Consider the following 20,672-nt stretch of genomic DNA (forward strand, 5'->3'; position numbering starts at 1 on the left):
CGCAAATCCAGCCTCGCCGGCGTTTGAGGCGCGGGGTCTGGGGCGGAGCCCCAGGGGGTCCGGGCGCAGCCCGGTACCCCGCTTGCAGCCCGTCCGGCGTTTGGAGACCGGGTCCGGGCGGCGCCCGGGGGCACTCCCAGCCCCGCCGGCGTTTGAGGCGCGGGTCCGGGCAGAGGCCCGGGGTCACTCCCAGCCTCGCCGGCGTTTGAGGCGCGGGTCCGGGCGGAGCCCGGGGAACGGTGGAAGGGCGGGTAGGGGAACTCCGCCCCGCAGGGCCCCCGCCCCGCCTCGCGCAGCCCTGCGCAGGCGCGCCCGAGCGCAGCCCGCTGCGACGGCTCCGCTGCGACGGTCCCGCCGGGGCGGTCCCGCAGGGCCGGGCCCCAGAAGGCCGCCCGGAGCGCCAGGCTCCGCCCCCGCGAGGTCAGAGCAGCGCGAACTGCCCGCCCGGCCCCTCCTCCTGATGGTCCAGAACGGAGGCCGGCCGCCGCGCCCAGCCCGGCACCGGCAACACCCCGGCCACCCGCAGCTCGGCGGCGGAAAGCACCGGCCCCACCTCGAACGCCCCCCGCTCCGGCTCCAGTTCGGCGAGCAGTGCCAGGGTCGTCACCAGGGCCAGGAGCTCGGAGGTCCAGCCCTGCGGCCACTGCGCCGGACCCACCGCGTCGAGCCCCTCGGCCTCCGGGTCCCGATGGGCGAGCCGGGCGGCGAACCAGGACTCCAGGACGCGGACGCCCTGGGCCTCGTACTCCCAGGCCCCGGCCGGTACGGGCGACACGGTGCCGACGGCGGTGTCCCCGCCGCCGCCCCCGACGGTCAGGGTCTCGCTCCCGGGGTCGTACGAGAGCTCGCGCGGCCAGGCGGGCAGCGCCGAGCGGACGTACGGCCGGCGCCCGCCGGGCAGCCGGGGCGCCTCGCCGCCGCGGGCCCCGCGCAGCCGGACGGAGAGCAGCCGGTGGCCCAGCTCCAGCCCGGCCCGCCAGCGCGTGGCGTCGGCGGTGAGGGGGACCTCGTACCCCCGGGGGCCGGGGCGGCCCGCGGCGAGGATCCAGCAGAGCACGTCCTCAGGGGTGACCCAGGTGCCGTACCGCTCGCCGAGCAGGTGCGTCAGCCCGGGGGCGAGATTGGGCTCGGCGCCGCCCGGGCGGCGGTGCAGCGGGCGGATCCGGCCGAGCCGGCCGGCCGGGAGGTGCGCGGTGACCAGCAGCTCCGCCGGCTGCGCGGATTCCACGGCGAACAGCTGGTGCTCGTCCAGCACCCGCCACAGCTCCGGGCGGGCCCGGTCGATGAGCCGCTGGTCGGGCAGCAGCCACTGCTCGTCGAAGGGCTCGCGCAGGATCCGTACGGGGTCGGGGCGCGGCCCGGGAGTGTCCGTGAAGCGGGCCGTGGACCCGGCGCGCTGGCCCGGCAGCGCCGCCGCCCCGGCGCCCGGGGTCCGCGCCCGGGTCGGGCGGAACAGCCGCTCCCGCTCCGGCCCCTCGGCGGCGGCCAGGGCGGCCCACCGGGCGCGCAGGGTCGCCGGATCGGGGGCCGCGACCCAGGCCCGGCCCAGGCGCAGGGAGCCCACGGCCCAGGGCATCAGATCGTCCAGCAGCGGGTCCCGCGGGGATGCGTCAGCGCTCACCCGGCCGATGGTAGCGACGCCAACGGGTGACCGGGCCGCGTCCAGGCCGGAGCGTTAGGCTCCTTATGTAGGGATCTGCCCGGTAACTCGACGCCCCGGGAGGCGGACATGAGCCAGTACGACGAGTACTCGACCCCGTCGCAGGCCGAGGGGGAGCGGCTCGACGAGGACCTCGACGAGAAGCAGCGGGGGCTCCGCCACGCCCAGACGCAGCGGACCACGCCGTCCCAGGCGGAGGGCGAGCGCGGTACGGAGGAGGACGGGAAGTAGCCGCCCGGCCTGGGCGTCAGTGCGCGTCGACGTCGTGAAGGTCGAGGTCAGTGCGCGTCGACGGTCACGGTGAAGGAGAACCGGTCCCCGCGGTACCGGATCCGCGCCACGTCGACCACCCGCCCCGAGGCGTCGTACGTGACGCCCGTGTAGTGCAGGATCGGGCTCAGCAGGGGCACTTGGAGCAGCTCGGCCGTGAGCGGGTCGGCGAGCCGGGCCTCCACGGTGTCGGTGATCCGGCTGATGTCCACCTTCACGATGTCCCGCAGCACCTTCGTCATCGGCCAACGCACCAGATCCGCCAGGTCGATGGAGTCGGCGAGCTCCGGACGCACCGCGTTCTCCGCCCAGTTGGTCGGCTCGCCGCTCTCGCTGTCGTGCCGCAGCCTGCGGTACGTGACCACCTCCGCGGTGTCCGGGAAGTGCTCCAGCAGCTCCCCGGACACGGCCGTCCGCTCGTGCCCGAGGATCGTCGTACGGTCGCCCGACTGCTGCGCCACGATCGCGTCGACCGAGCCGAGCAGCCGGACCGGCGCCCCGCGCACCGCCCCCGGCTCGATGAAGGTCCCGCGCCGCCGGTGGCGGCTGATGAGGCCCTCGGTCTCCAGCTCCTTGAGCGCCTGCCGCATGGTCAGCACGCTCACCCCGTAGTGCTCGGCGAGCTGCTCCTCGGTGGGCAGGCGCAGCGAGGCGTCCGCGGTGCGTCCGAGTATGGAGGCGCGCAGCGACTGGGAGACCTGGTACCAGAGCGGCAGCTTCCGATTGAGTACCAGCGAGTCGGGGGCGAAGGCGGTCACGGGTGGTTCTCCGTAGGACGGGGCGGGCGCGGCGGCGGCGCCGCGCGGCATGCTCGTGTTCGTGCTCGTGCTCGTGATGTTAGGCGCGGAAGTGGCGCTCGAGCCCCTGCCAGACGTCGTCGTACCCGCCCTGGAGGTGGTCCGCGCCGGCCGCCTGGGCGGTGGCGGTGATCGGCCAGCGGGTCTCGAACATGAAGGCCAGGCCGTCGTCGATCTTCTGCGGCTTCAGCTCGGCGGCGCTCGCCCGGTCGAAGGTCTCCCGGTCGGGGCCGTGCGCGGACATCATGTTGTGCAGCGAGCCGCCGCCGGGCACGAAGCCTTCCGCCTTGGCGTCGTAGGCGCCGTCGATGAGCCCCATGTACTCGCTCATCACGTTCCGGTGGAAGTACGGCGGGCGGAAGGTGTCCTCGCCGACCAGCCAGCGCGGCGCGAAGACCACGAAGTCCACGCCCGCCAGGCCCGCCGTGTCGGAGGGCGAGGTCAGCACCGTGAAGATCGACGGGTCGGGGTGGTCGTAGCTGATGGAGCCCAGGACGTTGAAGCTGCGCAGGTCGTAGACGTACGGGACGTGCGTGCCGTGCCAGGCGACCACGTCGAGCGGGGAGTGGTCGTAGGTGGCGGTCCAGAGGTTGCCGCAGAACTTGTTCACCACCTCGGTCGGACGCTCGTGGTCCTCGTACGAGGCCACCGGCGCCCGGAAATCGCGGGCGGCGGCGAGCCCGTTGGCCCCGATGGGGCCCAGGTCGGGCAGCTCGAAGGGGCGGCCGTAGTTCTCGCAGACGTACCCGCGGGCCGACTCCTCCTGGAGCTCCACGCGGAAGCGGACCCCGCGCGGGATCAGCGCCATCTCGCCCGGCCGGGCGCTCAGCAGGCCGAACTCGGTGCGCAGGAGCAGGCCGCCGCGCTCGGGGACGATCAGCAGCTCGCCGTCGGAGTCGCTGAAGACCCGGTCGGTCATGGAGGCGTTGGCGGAGTAGAGGTGGATGGCCATCCCGGAACGCTGGGTGGCGTCGCCGTTGCCGCCGAGGGTCCACAGGCCCGCCAGGAAGTCCGTACCGGGGGCCGGGTCGGGCAGCGGGTTCCAGCGGAGCCGGTTCGGGTCGGCCGGGGCCTCCGTGAAGGGCGCGCTGCGCAGGGCGCCGCTGCCGGTCCGGGTGAAGGGCGGGTGCGCGGCCGAGGGGCGGATCCGGTAGAGCCAGGAGCGGCGGTTGTGCGAACGCGGCTCGGTGAACGCGCTGCCGCTGAGCTGCTCCGCGTACAGGCCGAGGGGGGAGCGCTGGGGCGAATTCCGCCCGATCGGCAGGGCTCCGGGCACGGCCTCCGAGCTGTGCTCGTTGCCGAAGCCGGTGAGGTACTCCAACCCCTCCGCCGTCTTCCTGGCCTGCTCGCTGCCGCCGCTCATTGCACGCTCCCGGTCTGCCGAAGGAATCCTATGCCTGACAGTAGGATTCCTGGGCCTGCGCGTCAACGGGAGATTCCGGTCAGTCGGCCGAGAGCGGGGGCGCGGGCGGCCGTGGGGCGGCGTGGGCCGGGAGGGCGGGGGTCGCGGGGGCCCGGGGCGGGCCGGACCGGGACCGGCCGCGGGCCCGGAGTGGGCCGGGGCGGGGTCAACCACGTGGGGTCAGGCCGGGTGGGTGGGGCCGGGCCGGGTGGGGTCGGCTGCGAGGGCGGGGCGGGTTGGAGCAGGGCCAACCGTGTGGGCGGGCCGAAGCGGCCGACCGCGTGGGCGGGGCGGGGCCGGAGGTGGGTCCACCGTGTGGGTGGGCTGGAACGGGGCGAGTGGGGGCGGGGCGAGTCGGGGCCGGGCGCCCTTGGGGGTGGGGCCGGGTGGGGTTGGAGCAGGGTTCGCCCCTGGATGGGGCTCGGTCGGCCCCCTGGGCAGGGCGGGGTCCGTTCGGCGGGCCGGGCGGGCTGGAGCAGGGCCTGCCTCGTGGGCCGGGCCGGAGGCGGGCCTGCGGCATGGGTGGGCCGGAACGGGGCGAGTCGGGGCCGGGGGCGGTCCGTGCGGCGGGCAGGGCGGGCTGGGGCGGGGCCACCCGCGTGGGCGGGGCTGGGCCGGCGGCGGGCCTGCCGCGTGGGTGGGTCGTAGCGGGGTGAGTCGGGGCTGGGGGCGGGCCGTGCGGCAGGCCGGGCGGGCTGGAGCAGGGCCTACCGCGTGAGCGGGGCCGGGCCGGAGGTGGACCCACCGCGTGGGTGGGCCGTAGCGGCGCTAGTCGGGCGGGGCGGGTCGGGGTCGGGGTCGGCCTTGGGGGTGGGCTGGGGTCGGAGCAGGGTCGGCGCGTCGGCAGGGCTCGGTCGGCCCCCTGAGCAGGGCGGGGTCCGTGCGGCGGGCCGGGCGGGCTGGAGCAGGGCCTGCCTCGTGGGCCGGGCCGGGCCGGAGGCGGGCCTGCCGCATGGGTGGGCCGGAGCGGAGCGAGTCGGGGCCGGGGGCGGTCCGTGGGCAGGGCTCGGTCGGCCCCCTGGGCGGGGTGGGTCGGCTGTGAGGGCGGGGCAGGAGTCGGATCGCGGCTCAGGCCGCGGCTCGGGTCACGACTCGGCCCGGTAGTGGGTCTTTTCCTGCGGGAGGGGATCCCAAAAGGTGAACATTGCTCTACTCTCACGCGCATGTCGTGGACCCGCAGGTTTCCTGCCGTGCCGGCGGCGCTCCTCGCCGCCCTCCTAGTGCTCCTGTCCCTCCTCGTCGCCGCGCCCGTCGCGAGCGCGCACGAGGAGCGCCCCGTCGAGCTCCCCGACGGCACCGGCTCCGTCCCCGCCTACCGCGCGGGCGAGCCCGACCTGATCGTCTGCAAGACCGACCGGCCCGCCTTCGAACGCCGGATATCCGCCTTCCCCGACGCCCTCAAGCAGCGCAACCTCGACCTCTACGCACGCTGCGAGAAGAACGGCTTCCGCGACCTCCAGGCGGCGGTCGACGCCGTGGACCGCCCGGGCGTGAACATCGCGATCCTCCCCGGCCTCTACGAGGAGGAGCCCTCGCTCCCCAAGCCCACGGGGGAGTGCGCCTCGCTGAAGGCGCCCAACTCCTCGCTCGGCTACCAGATCCTGACCTACGAGCAGCAGCTGGCCTGCCGCCACAACCAGAACCTCGTGGCCATCCTCGGCAAGACCGACCTCCAGATCGAAGGCACCGGGGCCTCCCGCCAGGACGTGGTCATCGATGCCAAGTACCAGAAGCTGAACGCGATCCGCGCGGACAAGTCCAACGGCATCTACTTCCGCAACTTCACCGCCCAGCGCACCACTTTCAACTCGCTGTACGTCCTAGCGGGCGACGGCTTCGTCATCGACGACGTGCTGACCCGCTGGAACGACGAGTACGGCTTCCTGACCTTCGCCAGCGACCACGGGCTGTACAAGAACTGCGAGTCTTACGGCAACGGCGACTCCGGCATCTACCCCGGCAGCGCCTCGAACATCAACGACGGCCGCGGCTACGACGTCCCCCGCTACTCCATCGAGATCACCGGCTGCCGCAGCCACCACAACATGGTCGGCTACTCCGGTACCGCGGGCGACTCGGTGTACGTGCACGACAACGAGTTCGACCAGAACATGGGCGGCGCCTCGATGGACAGCGCCTTCCCCGGACACCCCGGACTCCCGCAGAACCACGCCCGCTTCGAACGCAACCTGATCCACGACAACAACGCCGACTACTACCACTACGTCGCGGACGGCACCTGCGCGAAGCCGCCGGTCGAGCGCGGCTACGAACAGGGCGTGGTCTGCCCGCAGATCTCCATGCCCCCCGGCACCGGCATCATCACCGCAGGCGGCAACTGGAACCTCTACGAGAACAACTGGGTGTACGGGCACCAGCGCGCGGGCTTCTTCCTCTCCGCCGTGCCCGCCTTCATCCGCGGCGAGGAGGAACTGTCCAAGCAGGCCGACACCTCCCACCACAACCGCTACGCCGGGAACATCCTGGGCAAGGACAAGTCCGGCGCCTCCCGCCCCAACGGCATGGACGTGTGGTGGGACGGCCAGGGCCGGGGCAACTGCTGGCAGCAGGGCCCCGACGGCTCCACCCCGGGCACGCTCCCGCAGTGCGGTGAGCGCCGCGGCGCGGTCTCCGGCGGCTCGGCCCGGCTGGCCGGCGAACCGGTGAAGCTGGCCCAACTCCTCGTCTGCGCCGACTACAGCGTCCAGGCGCGCAAACTCCCGGCCGGCTGCGACTGGTACGGCTCCCGGGGCCTCCAGCGGGTGGAGACCCAGCTCGCCCTCGCCGTCGCGGCGGTCCTCCTCCTGGTCGGCGGCCTCCTGTGGTGGCGCCGCCTGCGCGGCTCACGCCTTGCCGGGGTGGCGGCCCTGCTCGGCCTCGCCGGCCTGGCCCTGGACGTGGCCGGCTCCACGATGGGCCTGATCGGCACCTTCGTCCCGGCGCTGGCCCTGCTCTGCCTCGGCCTGTGGTGGACCGGCACCGGCCTCGCCCTGCGCCCCAGCCGCCCCTGGCTGGCCCGCCTGACCCTGCTGCTCGGTGCGCTCACCCTCCTCGACGCCTTCGACAAGGCCGTCCTGATGATCCCCTGGATCCCGCTCAGCCCCGCCTGGATACGGTCCCTCGTCGCGGTTGTCTGGATCCTGTGGGTCGTCATCGCCGCCGCCCGCCCGGGCGGCACCCCGGCCCGCCCGGCAGGCCCGGGCGGAGACCCGGCGGGCGACCGGGTCTCCGTCCCCGCGGGCCCGGCCCCGACCCGCAGCGCCGAAGCCGGCCTCGGCACCGGGGGAGGCCGGCTGTGACGAGCCACCCGGGCCACTCGGGCCACCCTGACGACCGCCCCGAACGGCGGATCTGGTGCGACGTCTGCGGTACGCCGCCCCGCCGGTCCCGCCGGCGGGCGGGCCGTACGACGGCGCTGATCGTCCTGGCCCTGCTCCTGGCCGGCGGCGCGGCGACGGGCTGCGGCGGCCGGGCCACCACCCACCACAAGCCGGGCACCACCCACGAGCAGGCCTCCGGGAAGGTCGGCACCCTGCTCACCGCCGACGACGGAGCGGGCCACCGGCTCCGCGAGGTCCCGGCCGAGGGCGCGCCGGAGGTCCGGCTCGCCGCCCGGCCGGACTCCGAGGACGGCTGGAACCTCCAGCTGACGGTGACGAACTTCCACTTCACCCCCGACAGCACCGGCGGCGCCGCGCTCCCGGGTGCCGGTCACGCGCACCTGGAGCTGGACGGCCGCAAGCTGGCCCGGCTGTACGGCCCTTGGTTCCACCTGCCCGCCGCACAGGTTCCGGCGGGCGGCCCGCACACCCTGACCGTCCGCCTCTACGCGGACGACCACACGGCCTGGGCGGTCGCGGGCAAGCCGGTCGAAGCGAACCTTCAACTCGACCCGGGATCAGGCCAGTCCACCCACCCCCACTCCCCGGCCGCGACCCCGGAGGCGGCGCAGGCCGACCGCACGGTGACCATCACCGTGCGGGACGGCAAGGTCAGCCCCGCCCCCGGCCGGGTGGAGGTGACGCGCGGCGAACGCGTGGCCCTACGGGTCACCAGCGACCGGGCGGACACCCTGCACGTCCACGGCTTCGACAAGGAACTCGCCCTGCCGGCAGGCCAGGAGGCCACCCTGATCCTGACGGCCGATCGCACGGGCCTCTACGAGGTCGAAACCCACGAGTCCGACCTCGTCCTGACCCAACTCCTCGTCCGATGACCCCACCACCCCGCCCCACAGCGCAGCCCCGTCCCCGCACCGGGTCCCCGGCCTCGACCGGGACGGGGTCCGCGGCCCGGACCGGGACCGGTTCGCTGGCCTCGACCGGGACCGGGTCCTTGGCCTCGCCCCGGACCGGGTCCCTGGCCTCGACCGGGCCGGGGTCCGCGGCCCCGGCCCAGACCGGTTCCCCGCCCCCGACCCGGACAGGGCCCCTGGCCTCGACCGGGACCCCGGCCCCGGCCCATCACCAACCCCCGGCTCCGACCCAGCCCCCGGCTCCGACTCAGCCCCCGGCCCCGGCGCTGGACCCCTGCCGGCTCCCGATCCCCGTCGCGGCGGTCCGGTGGTGACCGGGTACGGGCCGGTGGCCGTGCCGTACGGGGTGCCCGGTGGCGGGTCCGGCCGGGGCGTGGTCCTTTACCCGGCCGATCCGCTCACCGTGCTCGCGCACGGCATCGGCTCGCAGCACGATCTGCCGATCTCCCCCTTCTACGCCTTCGCCGGTGCCTTCACCGCGCTCTTCGTCTCCTTCCTCGCGCTGGGTCTCCTCTGGTCCGCCTCCCGCTTCCGCGGCGACCGCTCCGGTCTGGCCCTGCCCGCCGGGCTCCAGCGGGTGGCCGACGCGCCGGCCACCCGCACCGCCCTGCGCGGGCTCGGCCTGATGGCCGGGCTCGCCGTCCTCCTGTACCTCCTGTTCGGCCCCGACGACCCCGCCCGCAACCCCGCTCCCGGCGCCGTCTACGTCCTGCTCTGGGTCGGACTCGTCCCCGTCTCCCTCCTCTTCGGCCCCGTCTGGCGCCTCCTCAACCCGCTCCGTGCCCTGCACCGGCTGCTCGCCCGGCTGTCGGGCAGGATCCGTACGGCCCGCGCTCCGGCCGCAGTTGCCGTCGGCGCCGCCGCGTCCGCCGTGAGCTCCTCCCGGAGCCCCCGCCCCACATCACCGCACCCCGCCGTGGTCCTGGAGCCCCCGAGCACGGAGCCCCCGAGTCTGGAGCCCCCGAGTCTGGAGCCCCTGAGCCTGGAGCCCCTGAGCCCGGAGCCCCTGAGCCCGGAGCCCCCGAGCCCGGAGCCCCTGAGCCTGGAGCCCCTGAGCCTGGAGCCCCTGAGCCCGGAGTCCCCGAGCCTGGGGCCCCTGAGCCCAAGGCCCCCGAGCCCGGAGCCCTCCAGCCCGGAGCCCCGCAGCCCCGAGCCTCCGCGCCCGCCGTCCCCACGCCCGGCGCCCCGGCCGCCCCGTCCGCTCCCCGCCCGGCTCGGGCAATGGCCGGCCGCCGCCGGGCTCTTCGCCTTCACCTGGCTCGAACTCGTCTCGCCCGATCCCGCCTCCACCACCACCCTCCTGATCGCCCTGACCGGCTACGCCGCCGTTCAGCTCTTGCTCGCCGCCCGCTACGGCGAGCGCTGGTTCGCCGACGGAGACGCCTTCGAGGCGTACTCCGACCTGTTGGCCCGGCTCTCCCCCCTCGGCCGTCGCAGCGACGGCCGCCTCGTCCTCCGCAACCCCTTCCACGGACTCGACGCGACACCCGAGCGGCCCGGACTCGTCGCCACCGTCTGCGTCCTGCTCGGATCCACCGCCTACGACGGCTTCTCCGACAACCCCGCGTGGATCAACGCGATCCAGACCTCCCCCCTCGGCCGCACGGCGGCGGCCACCCTCGGACTCGTCGGCGCCATCGCCCTCGTCGCCGCCCTCTACTGCCTCTGCGCCGCGGTCACCCGCCTCGTCTGCGGCCCGCACCCCGGCCCGCTGACCGCCTTCGCCCACTCACTCGTACCGATCGCCCTCGGCTATCTCGTCGCCCACTACTTCTCCCTCCTGGTCACCGAAGGGCCACGCACAGTAATCATGGCAGTGGGCACTGACAACGCCCCGGAACCCTTGTCCCCCTTGGGTCCCGGCGGTCTCGCGGCCCTCCAGGTGATCGCCGTCGTCACCGGCCACGTACTCGGAGTGATCGCCGCGCACGACCGCTCCGTACGCCTCTTCCCGCCGGCGAAGGCCGTCGCCGGGCAACTGCCGCTGCTCGCGCTGATGATCACGTACACGGTGGGCGGCCTCAGCCTGCTGCTGAACTGAGAGGGCCGAACCGGTACCGCCGCCGACCCGTGAACCCAGGAGCGGCATGATGGACCCCGTGCCCCCAGCCCACCCCCTGCGCCGGACGCCGATCCAGCAGCGCAGCGCCGACCGCCTCGCCCGGATCCTCGACGCCTGTGCGGAGCTCCTTGACGAAACCGGGTACGAGAACCTCAGCACCCGGGCCGTGGCCCTACGGGCCGGCGTGCCGATCGGTTCGGTCTACCGGTTCTTCGGCAACAAGCGGGCCATGGCCATCGCCCTGGCCCACCGCAACCTCGACAGCTACGCCGACGGCATCGAGCAGCGTCTCGCCGACCTCCCGGACACGGACTGGCGCCCGGTCGTCGACGCGGTGCTGGACGAGTACCTGGTCATGAAGCGCAGCGTGCCCGGCTTCGCCCTCGTCGACTTCGGGGTGCCGGCGCCGCCGTCCGAGGGGCCCGCCTCCGACCCCAACCACCTGGTGGCCGTCCGCCTCACCGAGCTCCTCGGCGCCCATCTCGCCCTCACCCCGGACGCCGTCCTGGAACGGGCCGTCCTGGTCGCGGTCGAGGCCACCGACGCCCTGATCCAGCTGGCCTTCCGCAACGACCCGGCCGGCGACCCCGGCATCGTCGCCGAAACCCGCGCGATGATGCACGCCTACCTCGCGCGCGTCCTGGACTGACGGGGCGAGGCGGGCGAGGCGGGCGAGGCGGTCACGGCGGGGCTGACCGGCCCTCCCGTCACAACCCGCCCGTCACGGCCCGGACGGGGCCTCCGCCCGGTCGAGCAGCCGCGCGGCACCTTCCACTCGGCCGGTCACCACCAGGTCGCCGCCCGGCGTGCGCCGCGCGAGGGCGCCGGTGCGCAGGTAGCCGTCGGAGGTGAAGGAGCGTGCGTTGAGGCCGGGCGCCCGGTAGTAGCCGCGGGCGGTGTACGGGCCGCGGGCCAGGAGTTCGCCCGGTTCCCCGGCCGGGAGTTCCTCGCCGTCGGCGTCGACGATGCGGATCTGATCGTCGGGGGAGAGCGGGCGGCCCTGCGTCGTGAGCGCGGTCTCGTCCGGATCGCCGGGCCGGGTGAGGGAGAGCAGTCCCTCGGCCGCGGCGAAGACCTGCTGGAGGCCGCAGTTCCACTCGGCGGCCACCCGTTCGGCGGTCGCGCGGTCCAGGGGCGGGGCGCTGCCGCCGATCTGTATGAGACGCAGGCTGCTCACGTCGGCCCCGGCTCCGGTCCCGCCTCCGACCCCGGAACGCGTGTCGAGCCAGAGCCGGGCCGCGGCCGGTGCCAGCGCGGCGACGGTGACCCGCTCGCGCTCGACGGCCGCCAGGCATGCGGCCGGTTCTTGGTCCTCGACCATGACGACGGTGCCGCCGACGGTCAGCGTGCCGATGATCCCGGGCCCGCCGAAGGCGAGGTTGAGGTCGGCGGGCAGCGCGGAGAGGTACACGTCGTCCTGGGTGAGCGATACCAGCTCGGCCGCGGCCCGCGCCTGGTAGGCGTAGTCGTTGTGGGTCCGCGGAACCAGCGCGGGCATCTCGCCGGAGCCTCCGGAGACGCCGGAGCCTCCGGAGGACAGGAGGAACGCCACCTGCCCGGCGCTCAGCGCGAGCGCCGCCTCGGGCGGCGAGTCGAGGGAGTGCAGCGGGAAGTAGTGGCAGCCCGACGGGTCGGTCGTGAAGCCGCCGTACGGGTCCGAGGCGCCCGGCGCCTCGAAGGTGAACACCCGGCGCAGGAAGGGCCCCCGGGCCGCGATGTCGGCGGCCATCGCCGTGTGGTCGAAGCCCCGGTACGTCGGGGGGCCGATGTAGCCGGTGGCTTCGGAGACCTGGACGACGTGGGAGACCTCGGGTGCGCGGTGCGAGATCGGGCACAGCACGGGGACCACGCCGGCGCGCATCAGGGCGAACACGCTGATGACGAGCTCGGGAACGTCGGGCAGCTGGACCACGACCCGCTGCCCGGGCCGCAGGCCGCGCAGCCGGAACCCGGCGGCCATCCGGCCCACCCGGCGGTTCAGGGCCGCGTACGTGATGCGGGTGTCGCCGTGGACGAGCGCGGTCCGCGGCCCGTACTGCAGGGCCCAGCCGCGCAGCAGGTTGTCCAGCGTGTTGCCCCGCCAGTGGCCGGACGCCCAGTAGTAGTCGACGAATTCCTCGGGCCAGGGCGTACAGCCGTCGAGCATGGATGTCATTCGGCAATCCAATCCGCCCCTCCCCACAGGGGCAATGCGCTTTCCCGACCAAGGGTGCCGAATTGCGTCAGCAGAAGGCCCAATGGGCGCCGCTGACCAGGGAGAACGGTCGGGATATCCGGGAGGTCGCCGGGAATGCGGGAGGCGGTGGGGCAGGGAGGCAGTGGGGTAGGGAGGCGAGGGGAAGGCGGGGGTAAGGCGAGGGAAGGCGAGCGGAAGGCGGGGGTAAGGCGAGCGGAAATCGCGGCAGGCGCGGAACCCGCCGCCGCACCCCCGCCGCCGCACCCCCCGCTGCCTCCGTCCCCGGATTCCGTGTCGCGCGCTCCCTCCCCACCGTGCCTACCGGTCGGTATGCTCGTGCCGCCCGCGCGGGTCCGGCGCCCGTGCCCCGTTCCCCGTGCCGCAGCCTGCTGCCCCTGGAGGGCCCATGCCCCGCACCGCCCTGCGCATCTGCCCCCTCTGCGAAGCCACTTGCGGGCTCACGCTGACCATCGAAGGCGCCACCGTCACCGGGGCGCGGGGGGACCGCGACGATGTGTTCAGCCGTGGTTTCATCTGCCCCAAGGGCGCCGCCTTCGGTGGCCTCGACGCCGACCCCGACCGGCTGCGGACCCCCCTCGTGCGACGCGACGGCCGGCTCCGCGAGGCCACCTGGGAGGAAGCCTTCCAGGCCATCGCCGACGCGGTCCCCGCCCTCGTGGCGGCGTACGGGCCCCAGTCCGTCGGTGTCGTCCTCGGCAACCCGAACGTCCACACCATGGCCGGCCAGCTCTACCCGCCCCTGCTCCTCAAGGCCCTCGGCACCCGCAACCTCTTCACCGCCAGCACCCTCGACCAGATGCCGAAGCACGTCTCCAGCGGCCTGCTCTTCGGGGACCCCTTCGCCATCCCCGTCCCGGACCTCGATCGCACCGACTTCCTCCTGCTCCTGGGGGCCAACCCGGTCGAGTCCAACGGCTCCCTGTGCACCGCACCCGACTTCCCCGGCCGCCTCAAGGCGCTGCGCGCACGCGGCGGCACCCTCGTCGTCGTCGACCCGCGCCGCACCCGCACCGCAAAACTCGCCGACCGTCACCTCGCCCCGCGCCCCGGCAGCGACGCGCTGCTGCTCGCCGCCCTGGCGCACACCCTGCTCGCCGAGGAGCTGACCGATCCGGGCGTGCTCGCGGAACACGTGCAGGGAATCGGGGAACTCGGCGAAGCGCTCGGTAGTTTCACTCCCGAGGCCGTAGCCCCCGCCTGCGACCTCACGGCCGAGGAGATCCGCGCGCTCGCCCGGGACCTCGCGGCCGCGCCGACCGCCGCCGTCTACGGGCGGATCGGCAGCTGCACCGTGGAGTACGGCACGCTCGCCAGCTGGCTCGTCGACGTGCTGAACATCCTGACCGGCAATCTGGACCGGCCGGGCGGAGCCCTGTTCCCGTTGTCCGCGACCGACCGCGCACCCCGGCCGGCCGGACCCGGCAAGGGCTTCCGCCTGGGCCGCTGGCACAGCCGGGTCAGCGGCCACCCCGAGGCCAAGGCCGAACTCCCGCTGTCCGCGCTGGCGGAGGAGATCGACACCCCGGGGGAGGGGCGGATCCGGGCCCTCGTCTCCATCGCGGCGAACCCGGTGCTGTCCGCCCCCGACGGCCGGCGCCTCGACGCGGCCCTGGCCGGGCTCGACTTCATGGTCAGCATCGACCCCTACCTCAACGAGACCTCGCGCCACGCCCACGTCGTCCTGCCTCCCGCACCGCCCTCGCAGAGCGCCCACTTCGACTTCTCCTTCAACACCTTCGCCATCCGCAACCAGGTCCGCTATTCACCGCCGGCCGTCCCGCTCGAAGACGGGCGCATGGACGAGTGCGAGATCCAGGCCCGTCTCGTCCTCGCCGTCTCCGGCATGCACGGAACCGACCCGGTCGCCGTGGACGAGCTGGCCATCGGGACCACCCTCGCCCGGGAGTGCGCCGACCCGGACTCCCCCCTGCGCGGGCAGGATCCGGCCCGCCTCGCCGGGCTGCTCGCGGGCGGCAGCGGCCCCGAGCGCCGCCTCGACCTGATGCTCCGCCTCGGACCCTACGGAGACCGGTTCGCCGGAACCGCCACCGACTCGGGTACCCCTACCGAGCTGGGCACCCCCGCCACCCCTACCGGCCCGGGCACCTCCGCCGGCCTCGGGCTGGAGCGGCTGCGCGCGCACCCGCACGGAATCGACCTGGGCCCGCTGCGGCCCCGGCTTCCCGGCCTGCTGAAGACCCGCAGCGGCAGCATCGAGCTCCTCCCGGACCCGATCGCGGCCGAACTCCCCAGGCTGCGCGCGACGCTCGCCGACCGGCCCGCCGCCCTGGTGCTCGTGGGCCGCCGCCACCTGCGGTCGAACAACAGCTGGCTGCACAACGTTCCGGCCCTCGCCGGGGGTTCCAACCGCTGCACCCTGCAGGTCCATCCGGACGACGCCGCCCGGCTCGGCCTCACCGACGGCCGCCCGGCCCGGATCACCGCCGACGGCGGCAGCCTGGAGGTTCCCGTCGAGATCACCGACAGCCTCCGCAGGGGAGTGGTGAGCCTTCCGCACGGCTGGGGCCACGACCGCCCCGGCACCCGCCTGTCGGTGGCCGCGGCGGCGCCCGGAGTCAACGTCAACCAGCTCCTCGACGGCAGCCGGCTCGACCCGCTCTCCGGCACCGCCGTGCTCAACGGCTTCCCCGTCGAACTGACACCCATTCCCTGAGCTGGGGTTTTGCTCGTATTGCTCACGCCCGGACGTCTTGTTGGCCCCAGGAGGAGGCACCTAGGTTCCCCACATGCTGACCTTCCTCGGCTTCGCCATGATCGCGACCTTCCTGGTCCTGATCATGCTGAAGAAAATGTCGCCCATCGCGGCGCTCGTCCTCATCCCCGCGCTCTTCTGCGTGTTCGCCGGACAGGGCGCGCAGCTCGGCGGCTACGTCATCGACGGAGTCGGCAAGCTCGCGCCGACCGCCGCCATGCTGATGTTCGCCATCGTCTACTTCGGCGTGATGATCGACGTCGGCCTCTTCGACCCGATCGTCCGCGGCATCCTGCGCTTCTGCAAGGCCGACCCGATGCGCGTCGTGGTCGGCACCGCCGTCCTCGCGGCCATCGTCTCGCTCGACGGTGACGGCTCGACCACCTTCATGATCACCGTCTCGGCGATGTACCCGCTCTACAAGCGCCTCGGGATGAGCCTGGTGGTCATGACCGGAGTCGCGGCCACCGCCAACGGGGTCATGAACACCCTGCCCTGGGGCGGCCCCACGGCCCGCGCCGCCACCGCCCTCAAGCTCGACGCCGCCGACATCTTCGTCCCGATGATCCCCGCGCTCGCGGTGGGCCTGCTCTTCGTCTTCGCGCTGGCCTACGTCCTCGGCCTCAAGGAACGCCGCCGCCTCGGTCTGCTCACCCTCCCCGCCGGCACCGAGCCGTCGGCGGAGCCGGCCGGGGAACTCCTGGCCGTGGCCGCCGCCGCGGGCGCGGCCGCTCCCGGGAGCACGCGTACGGGCTCCGCGGGCCCCGCGGGCTCCGCCCCGTCCAAGACGTCCACCGGCCCCGGGACGTCCGCCGGTCCCGAGGCGTCCACCCCGCCCACCCCGTCCGCCCCGCCCACCCCGTCCATCCCGTCCGCCCGGTCCACCCCGTCCATCCCGTCCGCCCGGTCCACGGGATCCGCCCCCCAGGCCCCCTCCGAGGGCGACGCCCCCGCCGGGGACGGCTTCCAGGGCCTCGACCCGCACCGGCCGACCCTGCGGCCCCGCCTCTACTGGTTCAACGCGGGCCTCACCGTCGCCCTGCTCACCGCCATGATCATGGAGCTGCTCCCGATCCCGGTGCTGTTCCTCCTCGGTGCGGCCCTCGCCCTCACCGTCAACTTCCCCCACATGCCGGACCAGAAGGCCCGGATCGCCGCCCACGCCGAGAACGTCCTGAACGTCGCCGGAATGGTCTTCGCCGCCGCCGTTTTCACCGGGGTGCTCACCGGAACCGGCATGGTCAAGCACATGGCCGACTGGCTCGTCGGCGCCATCCCCGAGGGCATGGGCCCGCACATGGCCCTGGTCACCGGCCTGCTCAGCCTCCCCCTCACCTACTTCATGTCCAACGACGGCTTCTACTTCGGCGTCCTGCCGGTCCTCGCCGAGGCGGGCGCCGCCCACGGCGTCTCCCCGCTCGAAATCGCCCGCGCCTCCCTCGTGGGGCAGGCCCTGCACATGTCGAGCCCGCTCGTTCCGGCCGTCTACGTCCTCGTAGGCATGGCCAAGGTCGAGTTCGGCGACCACACCCGGTTCACCGTGAAATGGGCGGCCCTGACCTCCCTGGTGGTCCTGGCGGCGGGGATGCTTTTCGGCATCATCTGACCCCGTCCGCCCCTGGCGCACACAAAACTACCGACGCTAGTTTGTAGGGTGTTGGCGACGCCAGGTCCACAGCAGGTCCACAGGTCGACAGGTCGACAGGTCCACGCGCCCGCGCGTGCTCGGGAGGATTGCCATGAAGGCCCATGACGGGATGTACATCGGCGGCGAGTGGCGGGCCGCCCTCGGCCAGGACCGCATCGAGGTCCTCAACCCGGCCGACGAGCGGCCCATCGCCTCGGTCCCGGCCGGAACGCCCGAGGACGTGGACGCGGCCGTACGAGCGGCCCGCGCGGCCTTCCCGGCCTGGGCGGCCACGGCTCCGGCCGAGCGGGCGGCCCTCATCGGGGCCCTGCGCGACGTACTCGTCGCCCGCAAGGGGGAGATAGCCGAGACCATCACCGCCGAGCTGGGCTCTCCGCTCGGGTTCTCGGAGATGGTCCACGTCGGGGCGCCGATCGCCGTGGCCTCCTCCTACGCCGAGCTCGGGGCCTCGTACGCCTTCGAGGAGCGGATCGGGAACTCGACCGTGCTGCTGGAGCCGGTCGGCGTCGTCGGGGCGATCACTCCCTGGAACTACCCGCTGCACCAGATCGTTGCCAAGGTGGCACCCGCTCTCGCCGCAGGCTGCACCATCGTCCTCAAGCCCGCCGAGGACACCCCGCTGACCGCACAGCTCTTCGCCGAGGCCGTGCACGAGGCGGGGATCCCCGCCGGGGTCTTCAACCTGGTGACCGGCACCGGCCCGGTCACCGGCCAGGCCCTGGCCGCGCACGAGGGAGTCGACCTCGTCTCCTTCACCGGTTCCACCGCCGTCGGCAAGCAGATCGGCGCCACCGCCGGCGCCGCCGTCAAGCGGGTCGCCCTGGAACTGGGCGGCAAATCGGCCAATGTCATCCTGCCCGGCGCCGACCTCGCCAAGGCCGTCGCCGCGGGCGTGGGCCACGTCATGAACAACGCCGGCCAGAGCTGCAACGCGCTCACCCGCATGCTCGTCCACCGGGACGAGTACGAGGAGGCGGTCTCCCTCGCGGCCGCCGCCGCGGCCAAGTACGCCTCCGGCGACCCCCTCGACCCGGCCACCCGCCTCGGCCCGGTCGTCAGCGCCAAGCAGCGCGACCGCGTCCGCGGCTTCATCACCCAGGGCGTGGAGGAGGGTGCGCGCCTCGTCGCGGGCGGGCCCGAGGCCCCGCACGAGCAGGGGTACTTCATCGCCCCGACCGTGTTCGCCGACGTCACGCCCGACATGACCATCGCGCAGGAGGAGATCTTCGGCCCCGTGCTGTCGATCCTGCCCTACGCGGACCAGGACGAGGCCCTGGCCATCGCGAACGGCACCGACTACGGGCTGGGCGGGGCGGTCTGGGCGGCGGACGAGGCTACGGCCGTGGCCTTCGCCCGCCTGATGGACACCGGCCAGGTGGACATCAACGGCGGCCGCTTCAACCCGCTCGCGCCCTTCGGCGGGTACAAGAAGTCGGGCGTGGGACGCGAGCTGGGCCCGCACGGCCTCGCCGAGTACCTCCAGACCAAGTCCCTGCAGTTCTAGCCCCACAGCCCCACAGCCCCACAGCCAACAGCCCCACAGCTCCCCAGCCCTGCATCCCCACGCCCCCGCACCCACGGAGACGACGATCATGGTCCGCGCCGCCATCCTGCCCGCCGTCGGAGCCCCCCTGGAGATACGGGACATCGTGCTGCCCGAACCCGGCCCCGGCCAGGTCCGGGTGCGGCTCGTCGCCGCCGGGGTCTGCCACTCCGACCTCTCCCTCACCAACGGCACCATGCGGGTCCCCGTACCCGCCGTCCTCGGCCACGAGGGCGCGGGCACCGTCCTCGCCGTGGGGGAAGGCGTCACCCACGTGGCGCCCGGCGACGGGGTGGTGCTCAACTGGGCCCCGTCCTGCGGGCAGTGCCACCACTGCTCGATCGGCGAGGTCTGGCTCTGCGCCAAGGCGCTCAGCGGCGTCGGCGCGGTGTACGCCCACGACGCCCTGGGCGCCGAGCTGCACCCCGGGCTGAACGTGGCCGCCTTCGCCGAGGAGACGGTCGTCGCGGCCAACTGCGTCCTGCCCGCCCCCGCCGGGATCCCGCTCGCCGAGGCCGCGCTGCTCGGCTGCGCGGTCCTCACCGGCTACGGAGCCGTCCACCACAGCGCCCAGGTCCGCCCGGGCGAGTCGGTGGCCGTCTTCGGAGTCGGCGGCGTGGGCCTGGCCGCCCTCCAGGCGGCCCGGATCGCGATGGCGGGCCCGATCGTGGCCGTGGACGTCTCCCCGGACAAGGAGGACCTGGCCCGGGCGGCCGGGGCCACGGAGTTCCTGCTCGCCTCCGAGACCACCGCCAAGGACATCCGCGCCCTCACCGGCGGCCACGGCGCGGACGTGGCCGTCGAGTGCGCCGGCCGGGCCGCGAGCATCCGCGGCGCGTGGGAGTCCACCCGGCGCGGCGGCCGTACGACGGTCGTCGGCATCGGGGGCAAGGAGCAGCAGGTCACCTTCAACGCCCTGGAGATCTTCCACTTCGCCCGGACCCTCACCGGCTGCGTCTACGGCAACAGCGACCCCGCCCGCGACCTTCCGGTGATCGCCGCCCACGTCAGGGCGGGCCGCCTCGACCTCGGGGCGCTCGTCACCGACCGCATCACCCTCGACGGCATCCCGGCGGCGTTCGACGCGATGCTGGCGGGCAAGGGGGGCCGCTCGCTGGTGATCTTCTAGCGCCCGGCTGGGCGCCACGCAGCCGCCCGGGCCGGCCCCCGGGAGGCCGCGGGGCGGAGTTCCCCTACCCGCCCTTCGCCCGTTCCCCGCGCTCTGCCCGGACCCCGGTCCTCAAACGCCGGACGGGCTGCAAGCGGGGTACCGGGCTCTGCCCGGACCCCCTGGGGCTCCGCCCCAGACCCCGCGCCTCAAACGCCGGCGGGGCTGGATTTGCTGCGCCCGGCCCCCCGGGCTCCCGTCAGGCCGGCTCCCGCAAGGCCGCGTACTGGAGGGCCAGCCCGTCCAGGAGGGCCGTCAGGCCCGTTTCGAAGGCACCCTCGTCCACCTCGCGCTGGCGCTCCGCCAGCAGGTGGGCCTGGCCCAGGTGCGGGTAGTCCGACGGGTCGTATGCCGTCTCGTCGTCCACGAAACCCCGGGCGAAGGAACCCACGGCCGAGCCGAGGATGAAGTACCGCATCAGCGCGCCGATCCGGGTCGCCTGCGCCGGCGGCCAGCCGGCCGCGGTCATGGCCCCGAAGACGGCGTCCGCCACGCGCAGCCCGGCCGGCCTGCGGCCCGGTCCGCGGGCCAGCACCGGCACGATGTTCGGATGGTCGGACAGGGCGGCCCGGTAGGAGTGCGCCCAGTCGCGCAGGGCGACCTGCCACTCCCGGCCGTCCCCGGCGTCGAACATCGACAGGTCGACCCGCGCGCTCACCGCGTCCGCGACCGCGTCCAGGATCTCGTCCTTCGTGCGGAAATGGTTGTACAGCGAAGGCCCGCTGACCCCCAGCGCCGCCGCCAGCCGCCGCGTCGAGACGGCCTCCAGCCCCTCGCCGTCCACCAGAGCGCCGGCCGCCTCGACGATGCGGGATCTGCTGAGGAGGGGCTTGCGCGGTCTGGCCATGCGCCACATAGTAAGGCCTGCCGCAATTAAACTAGCGGTGGTAATTAACGGCCGATCCCGTCCCCGCCCGATCTCGTCCCCGCCCGATCTCGTCCCTGCCCGATCCCGTC

Annotated in this window: 14 protein-coding genes; 9 read left to right on the top strand and 5 right to left on the bottom strand. The window is 74.3% G+C overall.

The window, feature by feature from the left end; all coding sequences use genetic code 11:
- Positions 1 to 421: 421 nt before the first annotated feature.
- Positions 422 to 1,576: a type ISP restriction/modification enzyme gene (locus ACFWNV_RS17935; protein ID WP_383947598.1), complete on the bottom strand. Its 1,155-nt coding sequence runs from the start codon at positions 1,574 to 1,576 to the stop codon at positions 422 to 424.
- A gap of 153 nt (positions 1,577 to 1,729) precedes the next feature.
- Between ACFWNV_RS17935 and ACFWNV_RS17940 the strand changes: the two genes are divergently transcribed.
- A complete protein-coding gene (locus tag ACFWNV_RS17940) occupies positions 1,730 to 1,891 on the top strand; it encodes a hypothetical protein (protein ID WP_383947457.1) in 162 nt (53 codons plus the stop codon).
- Positions 1,892 to 1,938: 47 nt separating this feature from the next.
- On the opposite strand, the gene ACFWNV_RS17945 is transcribed toward ACFWNV_RS17940, so the two are convergent.
- Entirely contained in the window at positions 1,939 to 2,688 is a 750-nt protein-coding gene (locus ACFWNV_RS17945) for a GntR family transcriptional regulator (protein ID WP_383947459.1), read from the bottom strand.
- A gap of 79 nt (positions 2,689 to 2,767) precedes the next feature.
- Positions 2,768 to 4,090: a homogentisate 1,2-dioxygenase gene (gene hmgA, locus ACFWNV_RS17950; RefSeq protein ID WP_383947462.1), complete on the bottom strand. Its 1,323-nt coding sequence runs from the start codon at positions 4,088 to 4,090 to the stop codon at positions 2,768 to 2,770.
- Positions 4,091 to 5,292: 1,202 nt separating this feature from the next.
- On the opposite strand from hmgA, the gene ACFWNV_RS17955 reads away from it, so the two are divergent.
- From ACFWNV_RS17955 to ACFWNV_RS17970, 4 genes are all read left to right on the top strand, one after another.
- On the top strand, positions 5,293 to 7,428 hold the full coding sequence (locus tag ACFWNV_RS17955; protein WP_383947465.1) for a right-handed parallel beta-helix repeat-containing protein: 2,136 nt from the start codon (positions 5,293 to 5,295) through the stop codon (positions 7,426 to 7,428).
- 116 nt (positions 7,429 to 7,544) lie between these two features.
- A complete protein-coding gene (locus ACFWNV_RS17960) occupies positions 7,545 to 8,345 on the top strand; it encodes a cupredoxin domain-containing protein (protein ID WP_383947600.1) in 801 nt (266 codons plus the stop codon).
- A gap of 349 nt (positions 8,346 to 8,694) precedes the next feature.
- On the top strand, positions 8,695 to 10,425 hold the full coding sequence (locus tag ACFWNV_RS17965) for a hypothetical protein (RefSeq protein ID WP_383947468.1): 1,731 nt from the start codon (positions 8,695 to 8,697) through the stop codon (positions 10,423 to 10,425).
- Positions 10,426 to 10,474: 49 nt separating this feature from the next.
- Positions 10,475 to 11,095 carry a TetR family transcriptional regulator gene (locus ACFWNV_RS17970; RefSeq protein ID WP_383947602.1) on the top strand — a complete coding sequence of 207 codons (621 nt, stop codon included), beginning with the start codon at positions 10,475 to 10,477 and terminating at the stop codon, positions 11,093 to 11,095.
- Positions 11,096 to 11,167: 72 nt separating this feature from the next.
- Here the strand turns inward: ACFWNV_RS17970 and ACFWNV_RS17975 are convergent, their stop codons facing one another.
- Positions 11,168 to 12,601, bottom strand: a complete 1,434-nt coding sequence (locus ACFWNV_RS17975) for an AMP-binding protein (RefSeq protein ID WP_383947470.1) — start codon at positions 12,599 to 12,601, stop codon at positions 11,168 to 11,170.
- Between the two features lie 427 nt (positions 12,602 to 13,028).
- Here ACFWNV_RS17975 and ACFWNV_RS17980 point away from each other — a divergent pair, with 427 nt between their 5' ends.
- From ACFWNV_RS17980 to ACFWNV_RS17995, 4 genes are all read left to right on the top strand, one after another.
- Positions 13,029 to 15,317 (top strand): molybdopterin oxidoreductase family protein, encoded by a 2,289-nt coding sequence (locus ACFWNV_RS17980; protein WP_383947472.1) that lies wholly within the window; start codon positions 13,029 to 13,031, stop codon positions 15,315 to 15,317.
- 73 nt (positions 15,318 to 15,390) lie between these two features.
- On the top strand, positions 15,391 to 16,962 hold the full coding sequence (locus ACFWNV_RS17985; RefSeq protein ID WP_383947475.1) for a CitMHS family transporter: 1,572 nt from the start codon (positions 15,391 to 15,393) through the stop codon (positions 16,960 to 16,962).
- Positions 16,963 to 17,095: 133 nt separating this feature from the next.
- Positions 17,096 to 18,508, top strand: coding sequence for an aldehyde dehydrogenase family protein (locus ACFWNV_RS17990; protein ID WP_383947477.1), 1,413 nt, complete (start codon positions 17,096 to 17,098; stop codon positions 18,506 to 18,508).
- A gap of 88 nt (positions 18,509 to 18,596) precedes the next feature.
- Positions 18,597 to 19,676, top strand: a complete 1,080-nt coding sequence (locus ACFWNV_RS17995) for a zinc-binding dehydrogenase (RefSeq protein WP_383947480.1) — start codon at positions 18,597 to 18,599, stop codon at positions 19,674 to 19,676.
- A 238-nt stretch (positions 19,677 to 19,914) separates the two neighbouring features.
- Here the strand turns inward: ACFWNV_RS17995 and ACFWNV_RS18000 are convergent, their stop codons facing one another.
- Positions 19,915 to 20,571 (bottom strand): TetR/AcrR family transcriptional regulator, encoded by a 657-nt coding sequence (locus ACFWNV_RS18000; RefSeq protein WP_383947483.1) that lies wholly within the window; start codon positions 20,569 to 20,571, stop codon positions 19,915 to 19,917.
- Between the last annotated feature and the right edge of the window lie 101 nt (positions 20,572 to 20,672).

The sequence above is a fragment of the Streptomyces sp. NPDC058401 genome, from assembly GCF_042722885.1.
Lineage (GTDB): Bacteria > Actinomycetota > Actinomycetes > Streptomycetales > Streptomycetaceae > Streptomyces.

What these genes read in the sequence shown, in the direction of transcription:
- ACFWNV_RS17935 (WP_383947598.1), bottom strand. Translation starts at nt 1,576, where the DNA reads ATGCCCTGGGCCGTGGGCTCCCTGCGCCTGGGCCGGGCCTGGGTCGCG.
- ACFWNV_RS17940 (WP_383947457.1), top strand. Translation starts at nt 1,730, where the DNA reads ATGAGCCAGTACGACGAGTACTCGACCCCGTCGCAGGCCGAGGGGGAG.
- hmgA (WP_383947462.1), bottom strand. Translation starts at nt 4,090, where the DNA reads ATGAGCGGCGGCAGCGAGCAGGCCAGGAAGACGGCGGAGGGGTTGGAG.
- ACFWNV_RS17955 (WP_383947465.1), top strand. Translation starts at nt 5,293, where the DNA reads ATGTCGTGGACCCGCAGGTTTCCTGCCGTGCCGGCGGCGCTCCTCGCC.
- ACFWNV_RS17970 (WP_383947602.1), top strand. Translation starts at nt 10,475, where the DNA reads ATGGACCCCGTGCCCCCAGCCCACCCCCTGCGCCGGACGCCGATCCAG.
- ACFWNV_RS17975 (WP_383947470.1), bottom strand. Translation starts at nt 12,601, where the DNA reads ATGACATCCATGCTCGACGGCTGTACGCCCTGGCCCGAGGAATTCGTC.
- ACFWNV_RS17980 (WP_383947472.1), top strand. Translation starts at nt 13,029, where the DNA reads ATGCCCCGCACCGCCCTGCGCATCTGCCCCCTCTGCGAAGCCACTTGC.
- ACFWNV_RS17985 (WP_383947475.1), top strand. Translation starts at nt 15,391, where the DNA reads ATGCTGACCTTCCTCGGCTTCGCCATGATCGCGACCTTCCTGGTCCTG.
- ACFWNV_RS17990 (WP_383947477.1), top strand. Translation starts at nt 17,096, where the DNA reads ATGAAGGCCCATGACGGGATGTACATCGGCGGCGAGTGGCGGGCCGCC.
- ACFWNV_RS17995 (WP_383947480.1), top strand. Translation starts at nt 18,597, where the DNA reads ATGGTCCGCGCCGCCATCCTGCCCGCCGTCGGAGCCCCCCTGGAGATA.
- ACFWNV_RS18000 (WP_383947483.1), bottom strand. Translation starts at nt 20,571, where the DNA reads ATGTGGCGCATGGCCAGACCGCGCAAGCCCCTCCTCAGCAGATCCCGC.